This window comes from Pseudomonas sp. F220, assembly GCF_057813935.1.
The window spans coordinates 238950-264321 of the sequence record NZ_JBVASJ010000004.1; the positions used below are offsets into that span (position 1 = coordinate 238950).

Below are 25372 nucleotides of genomic sequence, written 5' to 3' on the forward strand. Positions count from 1 at the left end.
AGCAGGATGATCTTCCAGAGGAAGACCGCAACCTTCGTAGTCAGTCAACTGACTGTAGTAGAGGTTCCTGCATTCGAGGTATGACGGTTACTTTTCGCCGGGTTCCTGCAAACGCTTCAGTTCGCGTCGAACCATGCTGGCGTACTCCGCAGGGCGCAAGCTGTAGATCTCTGAGGCTACCCACCCCAACCAGGCGCTTTGCAGAACGGCCTTCTGTGTGAAAAGGCGAAGGGCTTGCGCGCGGGCACTCTCCAGGTTCTGCTCATGGAAATCGGCGCGGGTCAGCGTCATTACTCACTGGCCTTGAACGTGAGCTCGCCTTTGCGCCATTTCGCCGCTTTGCCAGTCACCGCTTTCAAGGTCTTGGTCAATCCGCCCTCCAACTGCTGGTTGGCGGCAAACACCGTCAAGACGGTCTGCCCTTCCTTGAACAAAATAGCGTGTCCATCGGCCGTGGTAACAAACGCATATTCGCCCAGACCATAGACCGTGAGTTTGATCTCGCGAAACTTGATTTCAAACTTGCCGCCTTCACGGCTGGGCAAGACCGCAGCCCTGAAGTGGTCACCTACTTTGAGTTCCAGGCGCGGTTTGTCATCGACGACCAATGCCGTTTCGGTATCGATCTCGGCGATGTAGATGCCTTCAGCAGTCTGTTCGGTGATGTAGATGAAACGTGATTGAAACTGTTTGACCAGCTTTGCGCGCAAATCACCAAGCACGAACAAAGCATGCATATCGAGATTACTTACTGCCAAGGAAACGTCCCCGAATCTAAAAATGACTCTGCCTGCACGAAAAGCAGACAGCACAAAAAACGACTATGTCGGTATTGTCACGACAATGACTAACGCTCAAATCCCTGAACAAAGTTAAACGCTCCTTCAACACACGGCGGGCGAAGACTGGTGGAGCGATGCTCACGCTGTCTCCCCATGCCGTCGTCAACCCTTGAAGAAAATCGCCCTGCTAACCACCAGAGAATACTGGAGTATCAACTTTAGGGAAAAAACTCTTTAAAAAAAGCACTTTCTCGGCATATAGCCAGAAAAAATGCTTTAGATACGCCTGAACCTTCGAGCGTCGGAGGTAATTCTAGAGCAGCCATGCTCGTTGAGACTACCTATAAGCGACGGACACACGTCGGCAAACCATAGAAAGGGATTTCATATGCGTACACGTCCACCCCTGCTCAGGATACGGGTTGCTACCTGAACCGCCCGGCGCTGCTGCGCAAGGAGCCATTCTACCCACTGAAGTCAGAGCCCGAATATATACCGTTGGTCCGCTACTCAGTGGCACTGGGGGTAAGATTTTTTTCACATCAAAGAAATTCCTACCGAACGTATAAGAGAATTGCGCGGCAATCACAACCAGGCCTGTGCTCTGGCAAAGGCCCTGGAAACGAACATTTTACACGCCGACCCGCATTTGCCGATGCAGTCGTTTCGTCACACCGATGACTTAACCCAGCCACCGGCAGGCAACAACTGCCATACTGGCCCGACCATTGAAAAGCAGCCTGCGCGGCTGTACTTAAAAAGCACAATAATCTCCAAGGGAAGGCGTTACGTGACGGAATTTGATATAGGCGAGTTTTTCATCCATGGCGAGGCCAGGGAAGTAGAAGGCGAGTTTCAAGCAGTGATCGTGATGCGCGCCAAGCCGCCGCTAACCACCGTCACCTTCCATCAGGTCGAAAAAGACCGCTGGTTCAAGACTTCAGACGTTGCCGAAATGGCCGCCAAAGAAGCAGCCAGGTCTCTCAAAGCTGCCGTCGATGAGGGGGCGCTGAACGCCTGAAGATCCCTTGCGGCCATAAAGGATCAGGCTGCCTGACCAATACAGAGGCGAGAATCCATTTAAGAGCATCATGATGATTAACTTAAATCCGCCCACTCGCCTGGAACCGCCCTGTACCAGGCATAAATCAGCATTATCGGCATGGTCGATACCTCAGCCTGACGTGCCCAATACTGCCAATCGAACGCCTGCCACCATCTCCCTCAGCTACAGTGTCGCAATGACCTCAACCCTTGGATGCTTGGGTTGCCAATCTGCATGGAGATAACAATGGATTCGCCAACGCATGACCTGAAAGGTTTATTCGATCAGCTTGGGCTGGACTCCACCCAGACGGCTATCGACGATTTCATTGCCAGCCACTCGCCGCTGGCCAACAATCAAAAACTGATAGAAGCCGAATTCTGGACACCGCAGCAGGCGGTTTTTTTGAAAGAACAGCTGCGTGAAGACGCCGATTGGGCAGGAGTGGTCGACGATCTGAACCTGCGCATGCATAAAACGCACTAGCGCGAACGACTCAATGCAGGCTGTCGGTTTTTTCAACATTCAATTGAGCCAACCAGGCAGCCTTGCACTCCTCGGCTTCGTCACGACTGGAAAACGCCGTGCCCCGCTGCTCGCCATTGAGCAGCACGACCCAGCAGACACTTTGACCCAAAGCCCGCAGAGTGGCTGGCACCCCGCTGCCAATCATCACCGCGACATCGACTTTGCTTTGCATGAGGGCTCTCCGGATATTTCATTAGCTGCCTAACAATATTGGCATATTAATGACTTAACACGGAGGGAAAAAGCTATCGCCCTGCACAGGTTCTTTGCATGAGAGGTAACAATCGTGCCGTCAGACCTGTGGTGCGTTCTCGGGTTTGTAACCCAAGCGCAGCCCACCCCAATGCCGGCCCTTGAGCATGATCGGTACCGACAAGTCATGCATCAACTCACCCGTGTCGCGGGTATAGGTCTGTAACAAAACTGCCTGCTGATGACTACCGCAGCGGATTCCCGTTCTGTCGGCGAATTTTCGTTTGGTGCGGTTTTGCAACGTATCGACTTGCGCATCGCCGGTCAGTGGCTGGCTGAATATTTTATTGTGGGTCGGCACATATCCCTGTTGGGTGCAGGCAATAGCGAACACCAGGCCTTCATGACGAGGCAGCAGTGGTTCCTGAATCCCTGGTAATACCTGGTCGGCGTAGCGATCAAAACGGGTCCGGAATTTGCCCGGCGTGGTATTGGGGATAGCCTGATAGTTGCGGTCGAACAGGTCGTCCAGACTGACGCGGCCCTGATCGATATCCGACTCGAATCGCGCCGCGATCTGGCTCGCGCCTTCCCGGGCAAGGTCATAGATCCGCTGGTGATAATCGTCCAGCCCCACTTCAGCAAGGCGTTCGCTGATGGTCTCGGCCTGGCCTTCCATCTGCACCGCTGCTTCAGCCAGACGCTGGGTCTGCTGATCGCTTGCAGCCAGGTCACTGCGCATCTGTTCGACGGCGTGAAACAAACTGTCGAGTTGTTCGCGATTGGTTTCTGTACCTTTGGCGATGTCACCCACCTGGCTCTCGACTCCCGCCGCCAGCCTGGCGATGTTCTCCAACGACTGGCCGGTGTGTTCCACCTGCTCGACCCCGGTATTCAGGTCGCTGGACAGTTGGCGAATCTGCTCCACCACCTGCGCCGTGCGTTGCTGAATATCAGCGACCATCACCCCGACCTCGTCGGTGGCCGTCGCGGTGCGCCCGGCCAGACCGCGAACTTCGTCGGCAACCACAGCAAAGCCTCGCCCATGCTCACCCGCGCGCGCCGCTTCAATGGCCGCATTCAGTGCCAACAGGTTGGTTTGGCTGGCGATTGACTGAATCACCAGAGTCACGCGCTGGATTTCTTCACTGCGCACACTCAGGGCTTCTATCAGTTGGCGACTGTCATTGGCGCGCTGACTGAGCTGATGCATGCGGGTAATGGATTCGGCGAGCACCCTGCGCCCTTCGGCACTGCTCTGATGGGCTTCACTGGCCGCACTGAGAGCTTGTCGGCTGAGTTGTGAAGTGGCTTTCTCGGTGTCGATCATCACCTCGGCGCTGCTGACGATCCGCGCAGCAGCATCCAGTTGCGACTGCAGCTTTCCGGCCAGTTGCTTGACCGAGAAGGCCACGCCGGCGGCGGATAGCGCATTGTGACTGGTGGTATAGGAAAGGTCGCGGGTCAACTCAGCGATGGCACTGCTGGTGTCCACAGGGATTAAGTCGATGTTGGGCCGCGAACGCAGCCGGGGAAGCCAGATAGTCAGCACCGCCAGCGGCAGGCAAAGGTAAAGCGACCAGCCGCCGAATGCCATGCCACTGAGCACCAACATCAGGGCGATGCTTTGCACAGTAGGTGCCAGCCAGCGCACCGTGGCTTTGGGTGCTGCCACAGGTTGCAGCACTGCGCCAGCCAGAGATCCGTCCCTCGTCATGTTCGTCACCCCACTGCTGCTTCTATTTATTGTGTCTGCATTTAACGCCACTACTAGGCCATTATCTATGGTCCCTTAGTCGTGGGGGTGCAGCAGATCAATAGAAGTGCGGGGGGGATTGGAAGGAGCGCTGAATCCTGTGGCGAGGGAGCTTGCTCCCTAGCCACAAACGCCTATCAGGCCTGACGCTGGTGCTTGTCGATTTGCTCGTGACGCTCTTGAGCTTCGATGCAGTACTTGGTGGTCGGGCTGATCAGCAGGCGTTTCAGGCCGATGGCCTCGCCGCTGTCATCGCACCAGCCGAAGGTGTCTTCAGCGATACGGCCCAGAGCCATTTCCAGCTGAGGGAGCATACGCTGATCGCGATCGATGACGTTGACCAGCCAGTGGCGCTCTTCTTCGACGGACGCTGCATCGGCAGGATCGGCAGGGGTGTCCAGGCTTTCAATGGCTACACGGCTCTGCTCAATACGGTCGTGGGTTTCGACCTTCATGGCTTGCAGCAGCTCAGTGAAGAACGCCAGTTGCTCGGCATTCATGTAGTCATCCGCCGGCATGGCCAGCAACTTTTCCTTTGTCATTGATTTCTCTATAAAAAATACGTGCATTAAGGCGAATAAGGGAGCGATCCGGTCGACCCTTGTAGGTCATCGGAAAGGCGCCATACATTCCAAGCGCCACCCGGCACTCAATTTACGAGGGGCGGCAGTCTAAGGCCGACTTGAGGGCTCAGCAACTGAAATGACAGCGAATTTGTCCGGTAAAGCCCCGAAAGTGCTCTATGGCAGGCTTGCGGGTGGTAATCGGAGTGCGTTTATAGCAAGAAATTCAATCGAGGGGCTCTATATAGAAGACAAACGGCTGCGCCACACCTGTTTGGCGTGGCGCATTTTGAACTTTTGAGACCTTAGAACACCGTTTCGACCTTCACCCCGCCAATGATTGCCGAATCAACTTCTTGAACCCCACCGGGGTCACGCACGTACTGCAGGTTCGGCCGCACGGTCAGCCAGTTGGTGACATGGAAGCCGTAGTACACCTCGGCGCTGTACTCGCTGTGCTGCAACGGGATGCTCGCCGGGTCGTTGTAATCGGTCGCACCCGTGACCTGGTTCTGCAGCTCGGCCCGCTCACGGAAATCGCTGTTGGTGTGGCCGCGTGCCACGCCGAAGCCGATTGCATCTTTGGGCCGGGAATCGAACGGCCCGGTGTAGACCAACCCCGCCTGGATGAAGTTGTCGACCTGATTGGTGTCCTTGTCGTGCACCGTCAGGTTGGCAAACAGCGACAGACCGCGGCTGGTATCACCGCCGTGACTGGTGATCTGCTGCTGCGCCACCAGCCAGTAGCCGGACTTGCCGCTGTGGGAACGGAACTCCCCACCGCTCAAAGGTTGCGGCTGGCCGTTGACGTCCTTGAGCACATCGTCGGCGCTCGCAGTGCTGTAGTAATAGCCGGCGCGGTACTCGCCCGGCAGGCCTTGGACTTTAGGCGACCAGACCAGCTCCACCGGAAAGATCGTGCCCTTGGTGCCGCTGCCGTCGAGTTTGAAGCCGTTGCCAACCTCCAGGTTCGACGGGTTCTGGTTGTAGGCGCCGACCTGCACGAAGACTTCGGGATTGAGGTTGTACTTGACCCGCCCGGCCAATTGGCTGACCGGCCAGTTGTACCAGATGCTGCCGGCCCAGTTCCCGACCTGGGAGCCGCAGAAGGTCAGGCTCTGGAAATCGCAGGGGAAGCTGTTGAAGTCCTCGCCCGGACCAAAGCGGCCGACTTTCACGTCCAGCGCGCCATCTTCCAGGAAGCCTTTGCTCAACCACAACTGCGTCAGGCGCCAGGTCTGGCCGCGACCATAGACTTCCTGGGACGAGTTGTAGCCGCCGACTCGCGGATCGGTGATCCGGTCGTTGGTCAGGCTGCGGCCGTCACGCTCAGTGATCGCGACTTTGAATTTAGCGTTTTCCCAGCCCATGGTTTTTTGCAGATCGACTTTCAAGCCAAACACGAACTGCTCGGTCCAGCGTGCGGTTTTGTCGTCGTTGTAGCCGCCCTTGAGGTTGCTGGCGAACTCTCCACCATGCTCCAGCTGGAAGTCATAGCCCTTGTCCAGCAAGTCGGTACGCAGACCGCCCCAGTCGCCGGTTAGCCATTTCGAGTCAGCGGAGAATGCATCCGCCGCCAGACTCTGGCCGGCACACCCCATGGCGGCCAGTAGCAGGCAGGGTGGAAGGTATTTTGTGTTTCGAACGCCCATGGCAAAGCTCCCCTTTATTGTTATCAGGATGTTTTTATCGAGGTTGAGAGATGTCTTACTGCGCGACAACTGTAGGAGCAGCCGGTCGACGCTCGATTGCTCGCGATGATGGACCGGGGTCGCGCTCGACCGCCGCGGTTCATCTGTTGCACCGCGTTATCGTTCATCGCGAGCAAGCTCGCTCCTACAGATGCCAGATAGAGGAGTCTTCAGCGTTTGAGTTTGCGCTTGTTGCGGTACTGGTCGATGACCACTGCGACCACGATGATCAGGCCTTTGATGATGTCCTGAATGTAAGCATCGACCCCCACGAAGGTGAAGCCGCTGGCCATGACCCCAAGGATCAGTGCGCCGATCACCGTGCCGGTGATGCGCCCTACTCCGCCAGCCAGGCTGGTGCCGCCGATCACTGCTGCAGCAATCGCATCCAGCTCATAGGACATGCCCATCCCGGCCTGTCCGGTCGCGGCGCGAGCCGAAGCCACCACGCCAGCCAATCCGGCCAGCAGCCCGGCGATGCTGTAGACGATCACCAGGTGGCGCTTGACGTTGATCCCCGAGGTGCGCGCCGCCTGCATGTTGCCGCCGATGGCGTAGGTGTATTTGCCGTACTTGGTGTAGCGCAGGGCGATGTGGAAGATCACCGCCACCACCAGGAAGATGATCACCGGCATCGCGCCGTGGCCGATGGCCGTGTACGAGTCGGAGAGCATGCTCACCGGCTGGCCTTCGGTGTAGAAACGCGCCAGCCCCCGGGCCGAGACCATCATGCCGAGGGTCGCAATAAACGGTGGGATTCCAGTGATGGCAATGATGCTGCCGTTAATCGCCCCCGCCAGCAATCCGACCCCGAGGCCGACGATCACCGGAATCCACACCGGCAAGTCTGTCAGCGATGGAAAGACTGCCCGGGTAAAGTCGGAGGTCTGCGCCAGGCTCGCGGCGATCATCGCCGACAACGCCAGCACCGATCCAGAGGACAGATCAATACCCGTGGTGATAATCACCTGAGTCACGCCAATCGCCAGCAAGCCGATGATCGACACTTGCAGAATCATCAGCACCAGACGTTGCGAGTTCATCAAAAAGCTTTGGTCGCGAACGATCCAGCCAAACACTTCGAAGACCAGCCCGATGCCGATCAGCACCAGGAAGATGCTCAACTCGGTCGGGAGACGCCGGCGCGTTTTGACCGGCGCTGTAGCGGGTTTGTTTTCCAGTATCGCGTTCATAGCTACTCACCCTTCTATTGCGTTGCCGGCGACGAGCACCCTCGTCACCCACAGAAAACCGTTTAAATGCATTGAACCGTCAATGAACCGCGGACATTCCCGAAGCCAGTTGCATGACCCGCTCCTGGGTCGCTTCGCTGCGGTCGAGAGTGCCCATCAGGTCGCCCTCGTGCATGACCATGACCCGGTCGCTCATGCCGAGCACTTCCGGCAGTTCCGAAGAAATCATGATCACCGCCATGCCTTCGCTGGCGAGGTAGGAAATCAGTCGGTAGATCTCGGCTTTGGCGCCGACGTCGATGCCGCGGGTCGGTTCGTCGAGAATCAGGATTCGCGGATTGGTCATCAGCCAACGAGCCAGCAAGGCTTTCTGTTGATTGCCGCCGGACAAGGTGTCGATGCACTGCTCCAGGGACGGGGTTTTCACCCGCAGTTTCTTGCACATGTCTTCGCACAAGGCGCGCAGGGCTTTCTGCTGGATAAAGCCATTGCCGACGTAATGCGGCAGCACGGCCATTTCCATGTTTTCCAGCACTGACAGGCACGGGAACAAGCCGCTGAGCTTGCGATCCTCAGTCAATAGCGCAAAACCTTTTTCGATGGCCATGTGCGGATCGCTGATGCGCACGGTCTTGCCGTCGAGCTTGATTTCGCCACCGTCGCTTGGGGTAATGCCGAAAATAGCTTCGGCGACGTTGGTGCGGCCCGAACCCATCAGCCCAGCGATGCCGAGAATCTCGCCAGCATGCAGGTCGAAGGACACGCCCTTGAAAATCCCGTCCAGACGCAAGTCGCGCACCGACATCAATAGATCGCCGATGGGTTTCTCGCGCACCGGGAACAACTGGCTCAGCTCACGACCGACCATCATTGAAATCAGGCTGTCGCCGTCCATGCTGTCGGCCCGTTGCAGGCCGATGTAGGCGCCGTCACGGAACACCGCCACTTCATCCGCGATGCTGAACACTTCATTCATTTTATGGGTGATGTAGATGATGCCCTTACCCTGAGCCTTGAGGTCGGCAATGATCGAGAACAGGTGGGCGACTTCCTTATCGGTAATCGCCGAGGTCGGTTCGTCCATGATCAAGATGTCGGAGTCGTAGGACACCGCTTTGGCGATCTCGACCATCTGCCGCTCGGCGATGCTCAGGTTGCCGACATGCTCCTGGGGATCGAGGTTGATCCGCAGCCGATCCAGCAGTTTCGCTGTGCAGCGATGCATTTCCCGGTGATCGATCATGTGGAAACCGTTGAGTTGCTCACGGCCGATCCAGATGTTCTCGGCAATGCTCATGTGCGGCATCAGGTTGAGTTCCTGGTGGATCATCGCGATCCCGGCCTGCAGCGCCGCCAGCGGTGTGTCGAAGCTCACTGGCTTGCCGCGAAGACGCAGCTCACCGGCGTCCGGCTGGTAGATGCCGGCGATGATTTTCATCAGGGTCGATTTGCCGGCGCCGTTCTCGCCCATCAAGGCCAGAACAGAGCCCGGGCGCACTCGCAGTTGCACATTGGACAAGGCCACCACACCGGGAAAACCCTTGCTGACATTGATGATCTCCAGCAGGTACGGCTCATCGACGGGTGTGGCAGTTGGCTGGATACCCACCAACGGGGTGCTCGAAGCAGTCGCTGAAGCGAACATGATCAGGTACTCCATCAGCAAGGCCGCCGTAGCCACCTTGCGTGCTTATTGTTGTTATTGAACGGACCGGCTATTTGAACTGATCGACGTTTTCCGGGGTGATCAAGCGGTAAGGCACCCACACGGCCTGGTCAACCGGTTCGTTCTTGGCCATTTTCACCGCTGCATCGATGGAGCCCACGGCCTGGCCTTTGGCATCCTGGAACACCGACACCGCCAGATCGCCTTTCTTCACCGCACGCAAGCCGTCGGGCGTGCCGTCAACGCCTGCGATCAACACACTACCCTTTTCAACCCCGGCCTGTTTCAGGGCCATGGCGGCACCGATGGCCATCTCGTCGTTGTTGGACACGATGGCATCGAATTTACGGCCCTGGGTCAACCAGTCATTCACCAAGGTCATGCCTTTGTCACGCAGCCAGGTGCCAGTCTGCTCCTGATCGATCTTGATGTTTGGGTACTTGGCCAGCACCTCTTTGACGCCTTTGGTGCGATTGGTGGTGGAGTTGTTCGCCAGGTCGCCGAGCAAGATGACGATGTCGCCCTTGCCGTTCATTTTTTCGGCCAGGTATTGCATCTGCATCTGGCCGGCTTCCTGGTCGTTGGACGCCACGGTGATCACGCCCTTGGGCAGTTTCAGGTCGTCCGGGCGACGGTTGACGTACACCAGCGGGATACCGGCCTTGACCGCCGCTTCAGTGATTTTTTTGGTCGCCGCGGTATCCACCGGGTTGACCACGATGGCGTCGACTTTCTGGCTGATAAAGCTTTCAACCTGACTCAGCTGCTTGACCACGTCGCTGCGCGCGTCTTCGAATTGCAGCTTTACGCCGTCGGGCATGGACTTGGCTTGCTGGTCCATGGATTCACGCAGGTAGGTCAGCCAGGTGTCATCGAACTGCGACATGCTGACGCCGATCTTCATATCAGCAAACGCCGCGCCGCTGGCGAGCATCAGGGACAAGGCAAGTGAGGTGAAACGGATCTTGGTCTTCATGAAACTCTGTCTCCACATTCTTGTTGGTTTTATGGATAAAGCGTTGGACCGGGATCAACTGGCCTGTGCAGGCAAACGAACGATCGGCGCGCCGGGAATGCAGCACACCACAGCGCCCTTGCGTTCGACGCACAGGAGTCTGGAAAGAGGAAGAGACAGGCGCGGACCGCGAGGCAGGTCGCGGTGCAGGTGGAGCGCGGTACGTAAAACTCGCAGAGCAGTGCTGAAGGTTTTCATCGACGGTACCTGTTTGTTTTTGTTGGTTCGTCCTCTACTGCTTCAAGTGACTTGAGGCAGATCGGGACGTTGATGTCGGCAACCTGGAAATGACTTTATTGGAAAATAATTTCTATATCAACTCATTTTAGAATTTTATTCTGTTTTTGTTCCATCGATTGAAACCGCACTCAGTTCGACCACCTGATGCCGTTGCGAGCTGAGGCGCGCAGCGTCCAGGACGCGGGTGGTCGCCAGTGCATCACGGGGGTCGACCGGCAGTGGGCCACCGCTCTGCAACGCGGCTTTCAGCTGTAAATAGAACTGGTTCCAGCAGCCTCGCTCAGAGGGAATCCGTTCGCGTTCTTCGCCTTGTTCGAACCAACCCCAGCGCCGATGCTCCTCAACACCCCAGCGCTCACCCTCGGACTTGGGTGACAGACCGGCCAGTGCCGAAGCCTCCTGCCCGTCCAGCCCCTCGACGGTGTAGCAACCCGCAGTGCCATTTACGCGAAAACGCGGTGCCGGGTTGTTTTGCAGGCAACTGCCCGACACATGCGAAATCACGCCATTGGCATGGGTCAGCGAAACGAAGAAACCGTTATCGAACGCTTGCCCTGAATGGGCGTAATGCAGCTCGGCGTAGACCCGTGCCACTGGTCCGAACAGTTGCATGGCCTGATCCACCAGATGGCTGCCCAGATCGCGCAGGAAACCGCCGCCGCTGCCATCACCCACCGATTTGGGTGCATAGCGCTCGACCCGGGATTCGAAGCGGGTGACCTGCCCCAGCGCTCCGGCCTCCAGCAGTTTGCGCACGGTCAAAAAGTCCGAATCCCAGCGACGGTTCTGATAGACGCTCAATGGCACTTTTTGCCGTTCGGCAGCCGCGATCAGGGCTGCCGCTTGCTGCGCATCAACCGCAAAAGGCTTGTCGCTGACCACCGCCACACCGTGCTTGATGGCTTGCAGAATCAGTGCCGCACGTCCTTCAAGGGGGGTTGAGACCACCAGCACATCGACCCCGGCCTCTACCAGTTGGCCGATAGTGTCGAAAGCCGGCACGCCTGGATGGTCCGTCGCCAACCATTGGCGTCGCTCGGCCGAACACGTCACCACACCGACAAATGTCGCGGCGGGCAAACTGCTGATCAGCGGAGCATGAAAAAAACGGCCGCCATGGCCGTAACCGACAAGTCCGATTCGCATGAGTCAACTCCTCCTTATTGTTATGTGAACCGCTGACTGCCCTTGTGGGAGCGAGCCTGCTCGCGATGGCGGCAGCACATTCAACATCTATGTGACTGTCAGACCGCTATCGCGAGCAGGCTCGCTCCCACAGGTTTTGCGTACACAGGTCAGCGGCGCAGTTCGCGGGTCACCCGCTCCAGCATCATCCGGTTGGACTCATCCGGCCGGTCTTCCCAGGCGAACACCGAGACCGTGGCAATACCGTCGAACTTGATCTCGCGCAGGGTGCTGAAAAACGCTTCCCAGTCCACTTCGCCCTGACCAATGTCCAGATGCTGGTGCACGGTGGCGGTCACACCGGGTGGGTTGACGATATAGCGCAGGCCCGACGAGGCCTTGTGGTTATAGGTGTCGGCGATGATCAGGTGGGTCAGCTTGTCGCCGGCGTACTTGAGCATTGAGGCGATGTCGCCTTTGCCGTCGTCGTAGAAGAACGTGTGGGGCGCTGCGTAGAGGTAGTTGATCCAGTCGCGATCCAGCCCGCGAATGATGTCCACTGACTCGTTGTTGCGTTCGCAGAAGTCATAGGGATGCGCCTGGATATCCAGCTTGATGCCTTCACGCTCGAACACTGGCATCAGCTCGTCCATGGAGCGCATGAACTGGTTCTCACAAACCAGCGGGTTGTCCGACTGGCCGGTGAACTCGGTGTTGACCAGCTCGCAGTCCATCTCCACGGCGATCTGGATCGCGCGCTTCCAGTTGCGCAATGCAGCCTGGCGCAAGCCTTCGTCGGCAGCGGCCCAGTGGTACATCGGCAACAGCGACGAGAGTTTCACGCCGGTGTCGCTGAGGGCTTTGCGAAACTCCTTGATCCGTGCCTTGTCGACCCGCGGCGCCTTGTAAAACGGCAGGAAGTCCTCCCGCGGAGACAGTTCGATGTGTTCGTAACCGAGCTCGGCGACCTTATCGACCATCTTGCCCAGAGACAGGTTGCGGTACATGTAGGGGTCTAGTGCGATGCGCATTGTTGTTCTCCTTGGTCAAGTCTCAAGCATGGCGCTGAAACCTGTGGGAGCGAGCCTGCTCGCGATGATGTCGGCACACTCAACATCAATGTGACTGTCAGATCGCTATCGCGAGCAGGCTCGCTCCCACATTGGTGGGTGGTTAGCCGTAGAAATGTGGCCGGTCAGGCAACCCTACTTTCACGATCGCCCCGCTCTGCTGGGCCTCAATGCAAGCATCCGCCGCCACCGCCGCCGCAAAACCATCCCACGCCGACGGCCCGCCAACTTGCCCGGCCCGCACGCCATCGATAAACGCCTGCAACTCGACGTCATAGGCGGCGATAAAGCGATCCTTCCAATCCATCAAAATCGCATTGGAGAGTTTGGCGCCGCTGCGCAGTTGCACCTGGGACGGTTCTGGCAGTTTGGCGATACCGGTCTCACCGACCACTTCGCACTGGATGTCATAGCCGTACTGGCAATTGACGAAAATCTCGACGTCGATGCGGGTGCCCTTGGCGGTTTCCAGCAGGACGATCTGCGGGTCCTTCAAGTGCGCATGGGCCTTGCTGGTTTTACGCGGGAACACCACTTGCACCGACACATAGTCATCGGCCAACAGCCAGCGCAACACGTCCAGTTCATGGATCAGCGTGTCGGTGATCGCCATGTCGGTCTTGTAGTTCTCGCCCACAGTCGGATTGCGGTGAGCGCAATGCAGCATCAACGGCTCGCCGATCTGGCCGCTGTCGATCACCGCTTTGAGTGCCTGATAGCCCTGATCGTACGGGCGCATGAAACCAACCTGCACCAGCCGCTTGCCATGGGCCACTTCGGCCTCGACGATCTTGCGGCAGCCTTCTGCGGTCACCGCCAGCGGCTTCTCACAGAACACCGGTTTGCCGGCGGCAATCGCCGCGAGCACGAACTCCTCATGGCTCGGGCCCCAGGACGTCACCAAAATCGCTTCGACTTCCCCCGCCTTGATCAGCGCATGGCCATCCGGGTAGACCTCGGCGGTCAATTTCAAGTCGGCGACAACCTTGGCTGCCTGCTCAAGATTGATATCGGTAACGGCCACTACCTGGCTGTTAAGCAAGGTCTGGCTGCAACGACGGATATGGTCCTGACCGATGGCACCGGTGCCGATGACGCCGATCCGCAACGAATTAAAAAGCAAAGACATGTCTGTTCTCCCGTTGGAATGTTTGTTGTTGTATCCAGAGCAATCAGTACTGACGGGCCTTGGCCAGTCGTTCATTCAGGGTTTTCGCCACCGCGTCAGTGCGGGCGCTGGTGGAGACTTGCGCCACGCCGACGCGCCACCAGGACAGGTATTTGTGAATCATGGTTTTGGGCAGAACCTTGATATCGATCAGCGTCGACACTGTCTGCAAACGCGCATCGGCCAGCGCTGCGTGCAGCTCATCGACCGTGTTCACTTTGTAGGTTTTGCAGCCGTAGGCCGCCGCACTCATGGCGAAGTCCACCGGCACAAAGCCGCCATCGAGCTTGCCGGTTTCCGGGTTGCGGAAGCGGAACTCGGTGCCGAAGCTGTCCATGCCGTGTTCCATCTGCAGGTTGTTGATACAACCGAAGGTCATGTTGTCGAGTAGAACCACGTTGATCTTGCGTCGTTCCTGAATCGAGGTAACCAGCTCCGAGTGCAGCATCAGGTAAGAACCATCCCCCACCAGCGCATAGACCTCACGTTCAGGCTCGGCGAGCTTCACACCGAGGGCGGCATTCACCTCGTAGCCCATGCAGGAATAGCCGTACTCGACGTGATAGGTGTTCACACCTTTGCTGCGCCAACTGCGCTGCAAATCACCCGGCAGACTGCCAGCAGCGGCAACAATTATGGCGTCGCTCGGCAAGGTTTCGTTGAGCACACCGAGCACCCGGCTCTGGGTCAGGCAAGAGCCGGTCAGCTCGATGAACTCGCGCAATACCGCCGGGTCCATTTGGTCATTGATTTCCGGGACGAAATTCTCAGTCTGGTATTCGACCTGATAAACACGGTCAACCTCAGCATCCAGTTGCGCTTTGGCTTGGCGCGGTTGATCGCCCCACGCGGAGCGATAAACGGTTCGCGCCAACGCATCGGACAAGGCTTTCAGGCCGGATTTAGCGTCAGCCAGCAGCTGCACGCCATCGAGTTTCAGCGCGTCGAAGGGGCTGATGTTCAGGTTGAGAAATTCCACCTCAGGATGCTGGAACAGCGATTTCGACGAGGTGGTGAAATCGGTGTAACGGGTGCCGATACCGATGATCAGATCGGCTTCCCTGGCCAGCAGATTCGCCGCCAGGCAACCGGTTTCGCCGATGCCGCCAACGTTCAGCGGATGGGCCGAGATCACCGCACTTTTGCCGGCCTGGGTTTCCGCGAACGGAATATCGAAACGTTCGGCAAACGCCTGCAGCGCAGCGTTCGCCCCAGAGTACTTGACCCCGCCGCCGCAGATGATCAGTGGCTTGCGCTTGCCTTTGAGCAAGGCCAGAGCATCGCCGAGCATCGCTTCGGTGGCCAGTCGGCGGTCGATGCGGTGTACACGTTTTTGCAGGAAATAATCCGGGTAATCGTAAGCCTCACCCTGCACGTCTTGTGGCAAGGTCAAGGTCACCGCGCCGGTTTCAGCCGGATCGGTAAGCACACGCATGGCGTGGATTGCCGCGCTCATCAACTGCTCAGGGCGGTTGATGCGGTCCCAGTATTTACTCACGGCTTTGAACGCATCGTTGGTGCTGATGCTCAGGTCGTGGAATTGTTCGATCTGTTGCAGCACCGGGTCCGGTTGGCGGCTGGCGTAGACATCGCCGGGTAACAGCAGCAACGGTATCCGGTTGGCGGTCGCAGTGGCTGCAGCGGTCAGCATATTCGCAGCGCCCGGGCCGACCGAAGAGGTGCAGGCGTAAATCTTGCGCCGCAGGTGTTGCTTGGCGAAACCGATGGCCGCGTGGGCCATGCCCTGCTCGTTGCGGCCCTGATGCACCACCAGATCACCGCTGTCTTGCTCCAGTGCCTGGCCGAGGCCCAATACGTTGCCGTGACCAAAAATAGTAAAGATCCCGGCGACGAATTTGCTTTCGACCCCATCCACCTCGACGTACTGGTTATCGAGGAATTTCACCAGGGCCTGAGCCATGGTCAATCGTGTAGTAGTCATGTCCGATCCTTCAATATACGAAGAAACCCTGTGGGAGCAGCCGGTCGTCGCTCGACTGCTCGCGATTGCGGTGCATCAGGCAACATCGATGTTGAATGTGCCGCCATCATCGTCGGAACGCCGCCCGGAACAGACTCGCTCCCACATTTGATCTGCTTTGGTCTCAGCAATAGATCAGGCCAGGGATTTTTGTAAGTGATCCATGCTCGCGCCAATCGCCTGCTCGATATCCACCAACTCATGCACGCTTTCGGCAAACGGTTCGAACGACAGGTAGCCCGTATAGCCGGTGCTGAGCAAGGTATCGATCTGCGCGGCATTGCCGAGAATGTCCGCCTCGCCCACCAGCACCCGATGACCATCACGAATGGTCGCCAGCGGCGCTTGCGCGTCTTCGACACCGGATATGTGCACCAACCCGGTCAGCTCGGGGAAGAACTCATGTTCGCTGGCCAGGTGATGGTGAAAGGTGTCATGCACCAAGCGGAACACATCCAGCCCACCAATCGCCTTGATCGCATCCACCGCCGTGCGTTTGCGCCGCAGCGAGCACTCCTCAAAACCCAACGGCTCAATAAAACCGAGAATCCCGTATTCGCGCAGGATCGGCGCCAGTTCGCTGAGCGCCGTGCGTAACCCGGCGTTGCGTTCGGCTTCTGTGCGAGGGTCGGCGCGATCATTCAGCGGGCACATCACCAGCCCCTCTGCACCGCAATCGCGGGCATAGGCGGCCAGCTTGAGGGTGTGCGCCCGGCGCTCGTCGTTCCACACGTCGAAGGGATACAGCGCGTTGATCGACAACACCTTGATCCCTTGGGCCTCGCATAACTCACGGACCCGTGTCGGTGGCGTACCGTCTTCAATTTCGACACCTTTGAGGTCGTTGCGGATCTCGATGGCATCGGCTTTCAAGGTCACTGCCAGGTCAATGAAATCCGGCAGTGATAAACGTGGGGCGACCATACGGTTCAGGGCGAAACGCAGGGGCTGGCTCATTATTCTTGTTCTCCGCTCTCAAGGTTGATCAGAAAGTTGGCTTACTTGGCAGTCGGCATGCTGAATTCAGCGCCTTTGGCGATGCTGTCAGGCCAGCGCTGCATCACGCTTTTGTAGCGGCTGTAGAAGCGGATACCTTCTTCGCCGTAAGCGTGGTGATCACCGAACAACGAACGCTTCCAGCCACCGAAGGAATGCCAGGCCATCGGTACCGGGATCGGTACGTTGATGCCGACCATGCCAACCTTGATGGTGCGTGCGAAAGCCCGGGCGATGCCGCCGTCGCTGGTGAAGCAGGACACACCGTTGCCGAACTCGTGAGCGTTGATCAGTGCCACCGCGCTGGCAAAATCCGCGACCCGAACAATGCCCAGCACCGGACCGAAAATTTCCTGCTGGTAGATGCTCATTTCAGTCGTGACCTTGTCGAACAGCGTCGCGCCGACAAAGAAGCCGTTCTCCGCGCCCGGCACCTTGAAGTTGCGGCCGTCGACAATCAGCTGCGCGCCCTGGGCCACGCCTTCATCGATGAACCCTTCGACCTTGGCTTTGTGCTCGGCGGTGACCAGCGGCCCCATGTCGCTATCGCCCTGCATACCGTTGCCGACCTTCAACTGGTCGATGCGCGGCAGCAGTTTTGCGATCAGCTTGTCAGCGACGTCGCCCACCGCGACGGCAATCGAGATCGCCATGCAGCGTTCGCCGGCCGAGCCGTAAGCGGCGCCGATCAGTGCATCGGCGGCCTGATCCAGGTCCGCGTCGGGCATGACGATCATGTGGTTCTTCGCCCCACCCAGTGCCTGCACGCGTTTGCCGCGCTGGGTCGCTTGCTGGTGGATGTACTCGGCGATCGGCGTCGAGCCGACAAAGGAAATCGCCTCGATGTCCGGGTGTTGCAGCAGACCGTCAACCGCACCCTTGTCGCCCTGAACGACGTTGAATACACCGTCCGGCAACCCGGCTTCGGTGAGCAACCGCGCCATCAGCAAACTGGCCGAAGGGTCGCGCTCGGAAGGTTTGAGGATGAAGCAGTTACCGGTGACCAACGCTATCGGAATCATCCACAACGGCACCATCACCGGGAAGTTGAACGGCGTGACGCCAGCGCAAACGCCCAGCGGTTGACGCAGGTTCCAGTTGTCGATGCCGCCACCAATGTTGTCGCTGAATTCGGTCTTGAGCAGGTTCGGCGCGCCACAGGCGTACTCGACAATCTCGATGCCGCGGGTCACTTCGCCCTTGGCGTCGGAAAAGACTTTGCCGTGTTCGCGGCTGATGATTTCTGCCAGTTCGTCGTGGTGTTTATCCAGTAATTCCTTGAACTTGAACATCACGCGCGAGCGACGCAGGGACGATTGCTCGGACCAGGCCGGGAACGCTTTCAAGGCCGATGCGACGGCTTCATCGACGGTCTTCTGGCTGGCCAGCCCGACTCGCGCTTGAACGCTGCCGGTGGCTGGATTGAAGACGTTGCTGAAACGTTCGCTGCCACTGTCCTGCACCTGGCCGTTGATGTAATGGCCTACAACCTTGGCGTCACTCATTGTTCTTGTTCTCCACGTTGAAAATTAAAAACGCTGCGGGGCCTACAGATCCAACAGCCAGCTGTGCTGCGGGTCGTTATGGAATTGCCAGACGCGTTTGGGCCCGGCCATCACGTTCAGGTAATACGACTCGTAGCCGTAGGGCACGCTGACCGGGTGATACCCCTTGGGCACCACCACCAAATCGCTGTTTTCCACGGCCATGGCCTGGTCGATACTGCGGTCGTCGGTGTAGACCCGCTGAAAGACGAAGCCCTGAGGCGGATTAATCTGGTGGTAATAGGTCTCTTCGAGAAAGCTCTGGTGCGGCAAGTCATCGGTGTCGTGCTTGTGCGGCGGGTAGCTCGACGAATGCCCGGACGGCGTGCGCACTTCCACCACCAGCAGCGAGTGGGCTGGCTCGGTGTCTGGCAGGATGTCGCAGACATAACGGGTGTTGGCGCCTTTGCCGCGCACGCTGCGTTTCATGTTTTGCGGTTTGATCAGCCGTGGGCCGAGGCCGTTGGTGGTCGAGCCGGGCGCGGCGCAGACGGCGATCTGCACATCGCTCAAGGCCACAACCAGGGCCTGACTGCCAGGTGGCAAATAGGCGGCGAACGGAGACTTGTCTTCGAACACCGATTGCCGGTCGCCGATGTTGTCCCAGTTGAAGGCGCCCTGCCCTGGGGCTTCGCCCTGAATCGTGACCCGGCCACTGAGTAACACCAGGCACAGCTCTTTATCACCGGCACTGACTGGCAGTGTTTCGCCGAGACTCAGACGATAGGCGGCGAAACCGACGTATTCCAGCTCACCGGCACCCAGTTCGACCATGGTCTGGCCGTGCGCTTTGCTTTTGACCAAAAGGCTCATTGTCTGGTGCTCCGATTAGCCAAGGCGGCATTGAGCAGACCACGCAGCGTGTCGAAGCCCTTTTTCGCGTAGACATAACTTGGCGCAACGGCCGGGTCCTGTTCGGCCTCGACCACCAGCCAACCGTGATAATCGGCGGCCAGCAACACATCCAGCAGCGCGGCAAAGTCGATATCACCGTCGCCGGGCACGGTGAAGGTGCCGTTGATGATGCAGTCCGGGAAGCTCCAGAGGTTGTTGCGCGCGAGTTGCACCACCGGTTTGCGCACGTCCTTGAAATGCACATGGCAAACGCGGTCGATATGTTTGCGCAGCACCTCAAGAGGTTCGCCGCCGCCCATGTAGCAGTGACCCGAATCGAACAGCAGGCCGACTTCGCTGCCGGTCAGGCTCATCAGTGTGTCGATGTCCGCCGGGGATTCGACGTAGGCGCCCATATGGTGGTGATAGGCCAGACGCACGCCTTGGGACAAGGTGAAGCGCGAAAGCTCCGTGAGCTTGTCGGCGTATTCCTGCCAGGCCTGCTCGGTGTGGAAACGTGGGCGCTCAACCAGTGGAATGCGCTGCCCCTGAATCGAATCGGCGACTTCGCCGTAGACCAGGACCTTGGCGCCGTTCTTGGCCAGCAGCTCCACATGGCTGCCGATGGCGTCGATTTCCTCGGCCACTGAACGCCGTGCCAGACGGCTGGAGTACCAACCGGAAACCAGTGCCAAGTCGTAAGGCCGCAGTACATCGCCGACGCCTTTGGCGTCCTTGGGAAACTTGCCGTTAAGCTCGAAACCTTCGTAGCCGATCTCTTTGCCCTCGCTCAACGCGGTGCTCAGCGGCGTTTCACCGCCCAGAGATGGCAGGTCGTCGTTGCTCCAGGAAATCGGGTTGATGCCAATTCGGATAGCGGGCATGGCTGCACCTTTTATTGTTTTACACAAATCAGTAAGAACAACACGGACCCCTTGTGGGAGCGAGCCTGCTCGCGATGCTTTTGGCGCCTCTGAAGGCCCCATCGCGAGCAGGCTCGCTCCCACAGGTTCAGTGTTCACACATTGAAAATATCAACTCCGGGCTGCACGCCAGGCATTGATCAGTTCGACGAACGTGCCCTGGACTTGGCGGATCAACGCTTCGTCATCAATTTCACCGGCCATCCAGGCCCGGCTGGGTTCCTGAAAAATCGTCCGGCCGACAGCAAAGCCACGGCAGGTTTTGCTCTGACTGGCCTGCTGGAAACCTTGCGCAAGGGTCGCGGCCGGCGCGTTCAGGCCCAGCAGCACTACGCCCCGGCAATACGGGTCGCGTTCTTGAATCAGTTGGTCGAGTTGCTCCCATTCGGCGGCGTTTTGCGCTTCGATCTTCCACCACGCCGGGAAGATGCCGAGGTTGTACAGGCGCTTGATGGCGCGATAGAGCACGTCCGGATGGGTTGACGGGTGATCCTTGGGCGGGATGATTTCCAGCAGCAATTCATGACCGCTGACTTGCGCCGCCTGATACAGGCCCTTGATCTGCGCTTCCTGCTCCAGGCGCAGCAGTGGCTCGTCATCCGGGTGGAATTGCACCAGGCATTTGATGATCTGTTCCTGGGGCCAGGCGATCAGGTTGCTACCGATCGAGCGACCATGCTCGAAGGCCAGCGGCCGAGACCCCTGGACTTCTACCGGACGCGCGACCCACCAGCCGCGACCGGTGGCGGCGTTCAATGAATCCTGGCCAAAGCGCTGATCGGCCAACAGACCGACATCCGCTTCGATGCCCTGTTTGCGCAAATCGGTCTCGACCCGCTCCACGGCTTTGATGAACAACTGCTTGAGTTCACCAATGCTGTTGAGGTCACGGCCGCCCTTTTGCGCCAGTTCGACCAGTTGCCCGCGATGGTCGAAGGCAAAGATAAACAGTTGCTTCCAGGCTTTGCGCGGCACGCTGACCTGATGCAGACGTTGCAGCACCATGTCCTGATCGGGTCGGGTAATCGGCACCGGGCTGTTGAACAGATAGTCCAGTTCGGCACGGGTCGGCATCGCCGGGGCACAGGCGTGGCGCGACACCACCAGACCGCCGCAGGCATTGGCCAGCTGGCTGCAACGCTCGTCGCTCGCGTCCTCCAGCCAACCACTGAGGAAGCCCGACATAAAGGCATCACCGGCCCCCAGCACGTTGAGCACTTCGACCCGCACACCGGGATAGATCGCGCCGTCTTCGAGACGAACCGGAATCACCCCATGAATCACCGTGCAACCTTGCGGGCCAAGCTTGACCACCAGGGTCGCAGCAGTCAGTGAACGCACTTTACGCAACGCGGTGAGCAAGTCTTCGCTGCCGCCGGCAATCAGAAACTCTTCTTCAGTGCCGACAATCAGGTCAAAGCGCGGCAGGATTTTCTGCACATGCTGGCTGACCTTCTGATCGGCGACGAAACGGGTTTCGCCGTCAGCCTTGCCGGCAAGGCCCCAGAGCACCGGGCGGTAATCGATGTCGAGCACACGTTTGACGTTGTGCTTCTCGGCGTAGTCCAGCGCCTGGGTGCTCGCCTTGTACACACCGTCGGTGGAGAAGTGCGTGCCGGTGATCAGCAAGGCTTTGCTGGAAGCGATAAAGGATTCTTTGATGTCTTCAGCGCGCAACGCCATGTCGGCGCAGTTTTCGCGATAGAAGACCAATGGAAAGGTTTCGCGGTCTTTGAGACCCAGCAAAACCATGGCGGTCAGACGTTCCGGATCGACCTTGATACCGCTGACGTCGCAGCCTTCGCGGGCCAGAGATTCGAGCAGGAAGCGGCCCATGTGGTCGTCCCCTACCCGGCTCAACATCGCGGACTTAAGGCCCAGGCGTGCAGTGCCAAAGGCAATGTTCGCCGATGAACCGCCCAGGTATTTGGCGAAACTGCTGACATCCTCCAACCGCGCACCGACTTGCTGTGCATAGAGGTCGACGCCAAGGCGTCCGAGGCAGATCAGATCCAATTGACGCCCACTGGCAAAACGAGTCTGGCCCATGCTGGCTCCTGTTATTTTTATCAGCCTGCGTTCGCCGCGGTGCAAGCGCGAACACTTTTGGTGTGAGGCCAGACTAGAACGTCTCGCGGCGCCAATCAATATTTATTCTATAAATTTTTTACGTGGAATATTTTTTCCAATAAACTGCTCCGAGACTGATCCAGACACAGTGGATCGATTCAGCAATGATTCACCTGACTTCACGCTCAAGATTTTATTTGTGCCTACCCTGTAGACTGCGCACAGCCAACCTATTCATCACCGACGCCCATAAGAACAAGCCAGAAGGATTTGTTATGTCCCGCACCGATCAGCCGGCTACGCCCGAGAGCTCGCCCGAGAGCGACGTCGTCAGCCCTCCGATCAATGCCGAGCGTCTGCTGCAGCTGATCACCGACGAATACGAAAGCCTGCCGCGCCAGCTCAAACGCATCGCCAGCTACATGAGCCAGCAAAGCGACCGGATCATGGTCGACCGCATCAGCGATATCGCCCGTGAATGCGAAGTGCATCCGTCGGCCATCGTGCGGTTCTCCCAGCGCTTCGGCTTCAGCGGTTTCAGTGAGATGCAGGCCTTGTTCCGCGAGGCCTACACCCACAAAACCACGCCAGTACAGAACTACCAGCAGCGCATTCGCAGCATGATTGCCAACAAATCGCAGAAGGCCAGCGGCGGCGACCTGGCACGCGAATGCATCAACGCTACGCTGTCAGGCATCGAGCGTCTGGGCCTGGAACTGGACGATCAGGCGTTCGACAAAGCCGTGGATCTGGTGGTGAATGCCGACAACATCTACGTGGTCGGCGTGCGCCGCTCATTCGCGGTGGCCGATTACCTGGTCTACAACCTGCAGCACACCAACAAGCGCATTCACCTGGTCTCGGGCCTGGGCGGCAGTTATCGCGAACAGATGCGCAGCGTGCGCGCCAACGATCTGGTGATCGCCATCAGCTTCACGCCGTACGGCAAGGAAACCCAACACTGCCTGCGTATCGCCCAACTGCATCAAGCGAAAACCCTGATCATCACCGACAGCAACCTTTCGCCCCTGGCCAAGCGGGCCAATACGGTGCTGCTGGTCAACGAGGGCAGCTCGTTCGCCTTCCGTTCGTTGAGTGCGACCTTGTGCTTGTGCCAGGCGCTGTTTATCGCCGTGGCGTATCGACTGGAATTGAAGGTGGATGAGATTCACGAGCAGGTGGGGTTTGAGGATTAGGCCTGAACCCAAGATGTCTTACGTTGCGTGGTGGGTGTGAGCCTGCAATGAACCCGGAACCCCGGTGCGCACCAGCCCGCCCTTCTCGATCCAGGACAGGGTTTGCTGATAGGCCCGTTGCAGCAGCTGATCAGTCTGGCTGAAGTCGAACACCGAAATCCCCAAAGGACACAGCGGCGCGACCACATGGATGTCGGCCCGCGACGAATACAGTTCAATGTCCCGCACCAGTTGCCCCATGCTCATCAGATTCAGGGTGTGTAACGCCAAACCGGCCGGCGGGCATGGGCAGGCGCAACCGAACCCGGTCGGCACCACCACAACACGGGTCGACCCAAGAGCTACCGCACTGGCAATCGGTGTGTTGCTAGCCACGCCGCCATCAACCAGCCATTTGTCGCCGATTTGCACGCAAGGAAACACCAACGGGATAGCCGCGCTGGCCAGCAAGGCCTGTTCGGCACTGCCGCTCGATAACAACTCTTCGGCGCCGGTGAGCAAGTTGGTGGTGACGATGTACAGCGGCAGTTCGGTGTCTTCGATCAACTTGACCGGCAGCGCGCGGCGCACCAAATGCTCCAGCGCCGAAGACTGCAGCAAAAAACCTCGACGTCGCAGGATCGCGGCCACGGTGTCGATCAGCGAAAACGGGAACACGTCCGCCTTGCGCAAGCCTCGCCAGAAGTCTGCCAGCTCGGCGACGCCCTGGGCATTGGGTTTGGCCGCGAAATACGCGCCATTGATGGCCCCCACCGACGCGCCGATCACCAGATCGAACGCCACACCGGCCTCGACCAGCGCCCGCAACATACCGACCTGAACAGCGCCGAGACTGCCACCACCGGCCAGCACCAGTGCAGTTTTAACGACGGGCATTTCAGGCCTCCGGCTTCAACTCGACCCTTGGACTAACAAGCATAGCTGGCGGATGGGTGCCCAAGCCGGGCATGAGTATCGCGCTCAAGAGGATGGTCAACCCCAAACCTTTACCGCTAAATTAGCAGCGCACTGCCAGTCCCCATCAACGCCCCGTTGCTTATCACAAGGAGTTGTACATGAAGCTGATCGGAATGCTGGATTCACCTTACGTTCGACGTGTTGCCATTTCCCTGAAATGCCTGGATATCCCTTTCGAACATGCGTCGATTTCGGTGTTCCGGGGGTTCGAAGAATTCCAGCAGATCAACCCGGTGGTGAAGGCTCCGACGTTGGTCCTGGACGACGGCGAAGTGCTGATGGACTCGAACTTGATCATCGAGTATCTGGAGGCGTTGGCCGGCCCTGAAAAAAGCCTGATGCCCGTCGAGCTGAATCAGCGCGTGCGCTCCCTGCGGCTGATCGGGCTGGCAATGGCGGCCAACGAAAAGTCGGTTCAGATCTATTACGAAAGGAACCTGCGACCTGCCGAGAAACAACATGCACCGTGGCTGGAGCGTGTTCACGGGCAGTTGCTGGCGGCGTATTCGGAGCTGGAACGAGAGTTGGCCAGACAGCCGCTGACAATGGACGGCTCGATCGCCCAGGACGGCATCACCCTCGCCGTCGCCTGGAGCTTTACCCAACTGGTGATCGCCGATCAGGTCGATGCTGCGCAGTACCCACTGATCAGAGCCTTTACTGCCTACGCCGAACAGCTAGAGGCGTTCGCTTCGACACCAGCAACATAAGTCAGATGTAGGAGCCGAGCTTGCTCGCGATGCAGGCGACGCGGCGCATCAGGCCCACCGCGCCATCGTTCATCGCGAGCAATCGAGCGTCGACCGGCTGCTCCTACAGGCTTTGCGCGGTCCTTGT

24 protein-coding genes are annotated in these 25372 nt (G+C 58.5%); 4 read left to right on the forward strand and 20 right to left on the reverse strand.

The genetic code is table 11. From position 1 onward, the window contains the following. Positions 1 to 87 precede the first annotated feature (87 nt). Positions 88 to 291, reverse strand: a complete 204-nt coding sequence (locus tag ACZYSM_RS06360; protein WP_489069955.1) for a hypothetical protein — start codon at positions 289 to 291, stop codon at positions 88 to 90. After that, a complete protein-coding gene (locus tag ACZYSM_RS06365) occupies positions 291 to 737 on the reverse strand; it encodes a hypothetical protein (protein WP_489070050.1) in 447 nt (148 codons plus the stop codon). The genes ACZYSM_RS06360 and ACZYSM_RS06365 overlap by 1 nt, the downstream gene beginning before the upstream one ends. An 835-nt stretch (positions 738 to 1572) precedes the next feature. Between ACZYSM_RS06365 and ACZYSM_RS06370 the strand changes: the two genes are divergently transcribed. Both ACZYSM_RS06370 and ACZYSM_RS06375 read left to right on the forward strand, forming a co-directional pair. Next, positions 1573 to 1803: a hypothetical protein gene (locus ACZYSM_RS06370; protein ID WP_489070051.1), complete on the forward strand. Its 231-nt coding sequence runs from the start codon at positions 1573 to 1575 to the stop codon at positions 1801 to 1803. Between the two features lie 270 nt (positions 1804 to 2073). Next, positions 2074 to 2313: a DUF2789 domain-containing protein gene (locus ACZYSM_RS06375; protein WP_489069957.1), complete on the forward strand. Its 240-nt coding sequence runs from the start codon at positions 2074 to 2076 to the stop codon at positions 2311 to 2313. A gap of 10 nt (positions 2314 to 2323) precedes the next feature. On the opposite strand, the gene ACZYSM_RS06380 is transcribed toward ACZYSM_RS06375, so the two are convergent. The 17 genes from ACZYSM_RS06380 to ACZYSM_RS06460 all read right to left on the reverse strand — a co-directional run bounded on the left by ACZYSM_RS06380 (position 2324) and on the right by ACZYSM_RS06460 (position 22361). Beyond that, positions 2324 to 2527, reverse strand: coding sequence for a hypothetical protein (locus ACZYSM_RS06380; protein ID WP_489069959.1), 204 nt, complete (start codon positions 2525 to 2527; stop codon positions 2324 to 2326). A 120-nt stretch (positions 2528 to 2647) separates the two neighbouring features. Beyond that, complete coding sequence (locus ACZYSM_RS06385) at positions 2648 to 4264, reverse strand: methyl-accepting chemotaxis protein (protein WP_489069961.1); 1617 nt, start codon at positions 4262 to 4264, stop codon at positions 2648 to 2650. A 176-nt stretch (positions 4265 to 4440) separates the two neighbouring features. Further along, positions 4441 to 4845 (reverse strand): TraR/DksA family transcriptional regulator, encoded by a 405-nt coding sequence (locus ACZYSM_RS06390; protein WP_489069963.1) that lies wholly within the window; start codon positions 4843 to 4845, stop codon positions 4441 to 4443. Between the two features lie 326 nt (positions 4846 to 5171). Further along, positions 5172 to 6518 (reverse strand): carbohydrate porin, encoded by a 1347-nt coding sequence (locus tag ACZYSM_RS06395; RefSeq protein WP_489069965.1) that lies wholly within the window; start codon positions 6516 to 6518, stop codon positions 5172 to 5174. Between the two features lie 209 nt (positions 6519 to 6727). Beyond that, positions 6728 to 7750 carry an ABC transporter permease gene (locus tag ACZYSM_RS06400; RefSeq protein WP_489069967.1) on the reverse strand — a complete coding sequence of 341 codons (1023 nt, stop codon included), beginning with the start codon at positions 7748 to 7750 and terminating at the stop codon, positions 6728 to 6730. A gap of 79 nt (positions 7751 to 7829) precedes the next feature. Then, positions 7830 to 9395: a sugar ABC transporter ATP-binding protein gene (locus ACZYSM_RS06405; protein WP_489069969.1), complete on the reverse strand. Its 1566-nt coding sequence runs from the start codon at positions 9393 to 9395 to the stop codon at positions 7830 to 7832. Between the two features lie 70 nt (positions 9396 to 9465). Then, positions 9466 to 10392 (reverse strand): sugar ABC transporter substrate-binding protein, encoded by a 927-nt coding sequence (locus ACZYSM_RS06410; RefSeq protein ID WP_489069971.1) that lies wholly within the window; start codon positions 10390 to 10392, stop codon positions 9466 to 9468. Positions 10393 to 10446: 54 nt separating this feature from the next. Continuing rightward, positions 10447 to 10629, reverse strand: a complete 183-nt coding sequence (locus tag ACZYSM_RS06415; protein ID WP_489069973.1) for a hypothetical protein — start codon at positions 10627 to 10629, stop codon at positions 10447 to 10449. Between the two features lie 135 nt (positions 10630 to 10764). Beyond that, positions 10765 to 11817, reverse strand: coding sequence for a Gfo/Idh/MocA family protein (locus ACZYSM_RS06420; RefSeq protein WP_489069975.1), 1053 nt, complete (start codon positions 11815 to 11817; stop codon positions 10765 to 10767). Between the two features lie 149 nt (positions 11818 to 11966). Next, positions 11967 to 12827, reverse strand: coding sequence for a sugar phosphate isomerase/epimerase family protein (locus ACZYSM_RS06425; RefSeq protein ID WP_489069977.1), 861 nt, complete (start codon positions 12825 to 12827; stop codon positions 11967 to 11969). 142 nt (positions 12828 to 12969) lie between these two features. Then, complete coding sequence (gene iolG / locus ACZYSM_RS06430) at positions 12970 to 13995, reverse strand: bifunctional inositol 2-dehydrogenase/D-chiro-inositol 1-dehydrogenase (protein ID WP_489069979.1); 1026 nt, start codon at positions 13993 to 13995, stop codon at positions 12970 to 12972. Between the two features lie 43 nt (positions 13996 to 14038). Beyond that, a complete protein-coding gene (gene iolD / locus ACZYSM_RS06435) occupies positions 14039 to 15976 on the reverse strand; it encodes a 3D-(3,5/4)-trihydroxycyclohexane-1,2-dione acylhydrolase (decyclizing) (protein WP_489069981.1) in 1938 nt (645 codons plus the stop codon). A gap of 174 nt (positions 15977 to 16150) precedes the next feature. Continuing rightward, complete coding sequence (locus ACZYSM_RS06440) at positions 16151 to 16972, reverse strand: TIM barrel protein (RefSeq protein WP_489069983.1); 822 nt, start codon at positions 16970 to 16972, stop codon at positions 16151 to 16153. A 41-nt stretch (positions 16973 to 17013) separates the two neighbouring features. After that, the gene (locus ACZYSM_RS06445; RefSeq protein WP_489069985.1) at positions 17014 to 18516 is read right to left on the reverse strand and encodes a CoA-acylating methylmalonate-semialdehyde dehydrogenase; all 1503 of its coding nucleotides are present in this window, start codon (positions 18514 to 18516) and stop codon (positions 17014 to 17016) included. Positions 18517 to 18558: 42 nt separating this feature from the next. Then, on the reverse strand, positions 18559 to 19368 hold the full coding sequence (iolB, locus tag ACZYSM_RS06450; protein ID WP_489069987.1) for a 5-deoxy-glucuronate isomerase: 810 nt from the start codon (positions 19366 to 19368) through the stop codon (positions 18559 to 18561). After that, positions 19365 to 20273: a myo-inosose-2 dehydratase gene (gene iolE / locus ACZYSM_RS06455; protein ID WP_489069989.1), complete on the reverse strand. Its 909-nt coding sequence runs from the start codon at positions 20271 to 20273 to the stop codon at positions 19365 to 19367. The genes iolB and iolE overlap by 4 nt, the downstream gene beginning before the upstream one ends. A gap of 150 nt (positions 20274 to 20423) precedes the next feature. After that, positions 20424 to 22361, reverse strand: coding sequence for a bifunctional 5-dehydro-2-deoxygluconokinase/5-dehydro-2-deoxyphosphogluconate aldolase (locus ACZYSM_RS06460; protein WP_489069991.1), 1938 nt, complete (start codon positions 22359 to 22361; stop codon positions 20424 to 20426). Positions 22362 to 22657: 296 nt separating this feature from the next. Here ACZYSM_RS06460 and ACZYSM_RS06465 point away from each other — a divergent pair, with 296 nt between their 5' ends. Continuing rightward, complete coding sequence (locus ACZYSM_RS06465) at positions 22658 to 23578, forward strand: MurR/RpiR family transcriptional regulator (RefSeq protein WP_489069993.1); 921 nt, start codon at positions 22658 to 22660, stop codon at positions 23576 to 23578. An 18-nt stretch (positions 23579 to 23596) separates the two neighbouring features. On the opposite strand, the gene ACZYSM_RS06470 is transcribed toward ACZYSM_RS06465, so the two are convergent. After that, on the reverse strand, positions 23597 to 24454 hold the full coding sequence (locus tag ACZYSM_RS06470; RefSeq protein ID WP_489069995.1) for a patatin-like phospholipase family protein: 858 nt from the start codon (positions 24452 to 24454) through the stop codon (positions 23597 to 23599). Positions 24455 to 24633: 179 nt separating this feature from the next. On the opposite strand from ACZYSM_RS06470, the gene ACZYSM_RS06475 reads away from it, so the two are divergent. Then, positions 24634 to 25245 (forward strand): glutathione S-transferase, encoded by a 612-nt coding sequence (locus tag ACZYSM_RS06475; RefSeq protein ID WP_489069997.1) that lies wholly within the window; start codon positions 24634 to 24636, stop codon positions 25243 to 25245. Positions 25246 to 25372: the final 127 nt, after the last annotated feature.

Bases quoted from the DNA above. Each gene is read 5' to 3' on its own strand.
- ACZYSM_RS06425 (WP_489069977.1), bottom strand. From the start codon at position 12,827: ATGCGCATCGCACTAGACCCCTACATGTACCGCAACCTGTCTCTGGGC.
- ACZYSM_RS06440 (WP_489069983.1), bottom strand. From the start codon at position 16,972: ATGAGCCAGCCCCTGCGTTTCGCCCTGAACCGTATGGTCGCCCCACGT.
- ACZYSM_RS06465 (WP_489069993.1), top strand. From the start codon at position 22,658: ATGTCCCGCACCGATCAGCCGGCTACGCCCGAGAGCTCGCCCGAGAGC.
- ACZYSM_RS06420 (WP_489069975.1), bottom strand. From the start codon at position 11,817: ATGCGAATCGGACTTGTCGGTTACGGCCATGGCGGCCGTTTTTTTCAT.
- ACZYSM_RS06390 (WP_489069963.1), bottom strand. From the start codon at position 4,845: ATGACAAAGGAAAAGTTGCTGGCCATGCCGGCGGATGACTACATGAAT.
- iolE (WP_489069989.1), bottom strand. From the start codon at position 20,273: ATGCCCGCTATCCGAATTGGCATCAACCCGATTTCCTGGAGCAACGAC.
- iolG (WP_489069979.1), bottom strand. From the start codon at position 13,995: ATGTCTTTGCTTTTTAATTCGTTGCGGATCGGCGTCATCGGCACCGGT.
- ACZYSM_RS06365 (WP_489070050.1), bottom strand. From the start codon at position 737: ATGCATGCTTTGTTCGTGCTTGGTGATTTGCGCGCAAAGCTGGTCAAA.
- ACZYSM_RS06460 (WP_489069991.1), bottom strand. From the start codon at position 22,361: ATGGGCCAGACTCGTTTTGCCAGTGGGCGTCAATTGGATCTGATCTGC.
- ACZYSM_RS06475 (WP_489069997.1), top strand. From the start codon at position 24,634: ATGAAGCTGATCGGAATGCTGGATTCACCTTACGTTCGACGTGTTGCC.
- ACZYSM_RS06395 (WP_489069965.1), bottom strand. From the start codon at position 6,518: ATGGGCGTTCGAAACACAAAATACCTTCCACCCTGCCTGCTACTGGCC.
- ACZYSM_RS06385 (WP_489069961.1), bottom strand. From the start codon at position 4,264: ATGACGAGGGACGGATCTCTGGCTGGCGCAGTGCTGCAACCTGTGGCA.
- ACZYSM_RS06410 (WP_489069971.1), bottom strand. From the start codon at position 10,392: ATGAAGACCAAGATCCGTTTCACCTCACTTGCCTTGTCCCTGATGCTC.
- iolB (WP_489069987.1), bottom strand. From the start codon at position 19,368: ATGAGCCTTTTGGTCAAAAGCAAAGCGCACGGCCAGACCATGGTCGAA.
- ACZYSM_RS06405 (WP_489069969.1), bottom strand. From the start codon at position 9,395: ATGTTCGCTTCAGCGACTGCTTCGAGCACCCCGTTGGTGGGTATCCAG.
- ACZYSM_RS06415 (WP_489069973.1), bottom strand. From the start codon at position 10,629: ATGAAAACCTTCAGCACTGCTCTGCGAGTTTTACGTACCGCGCTCCAC.
- ACZYSM_RS06445 (WP_489069985.1), bottom strand. From the start codon at position 18,516: ATGAGTGACGCCAAGGTTGTAGGCCATTACATCAACGGCCAGGTGCAG.
- ACZYSM_RS06360 (WP_489069955.1), bottom strand. From the start codon at position 291: ATGACGCTGACCCGCGCCGATTTCCATGAGCAGAACCTGGAGAGTGCC.
- ACZYSM_RS06470 (WP_489069995.1), bottom strand. From the start codon at position 24,454: ATGCCCGTCGTTAAAACTGCACTGGTGCTGGCCGGTGGTGGCAGTCTC.
- ACZYSM_RS06400 (WP_489069967.1), bottom strand. From the start codon at position 7,750: ATGAACGCGATACTGGAAAACAAACCCGCTACAGCGCCGGTCAAAACG.
- ACZYSM_RS06380 (WP_489069959.1), bottom strand. From the start codon at position 2,527: ATGCAAAGCAAAGTCGATGTCGCGGTGATGATTGGCAGCGGGGTGCCA.
- ACZYSM_RS06375 (WP_489069957.1), top strand. From the start codon at position 2,074: ATGGATTCGCCAACGCATGACCTGAAAGGTTTATTCGATCAGCTTGGG.
- iolD (WP_489069981.1), bottom strand. From the start codon at position 15,976: ATGACTACTACACGATTGACCATGGCTCAGGCCCTGGTGAAATTCCTC.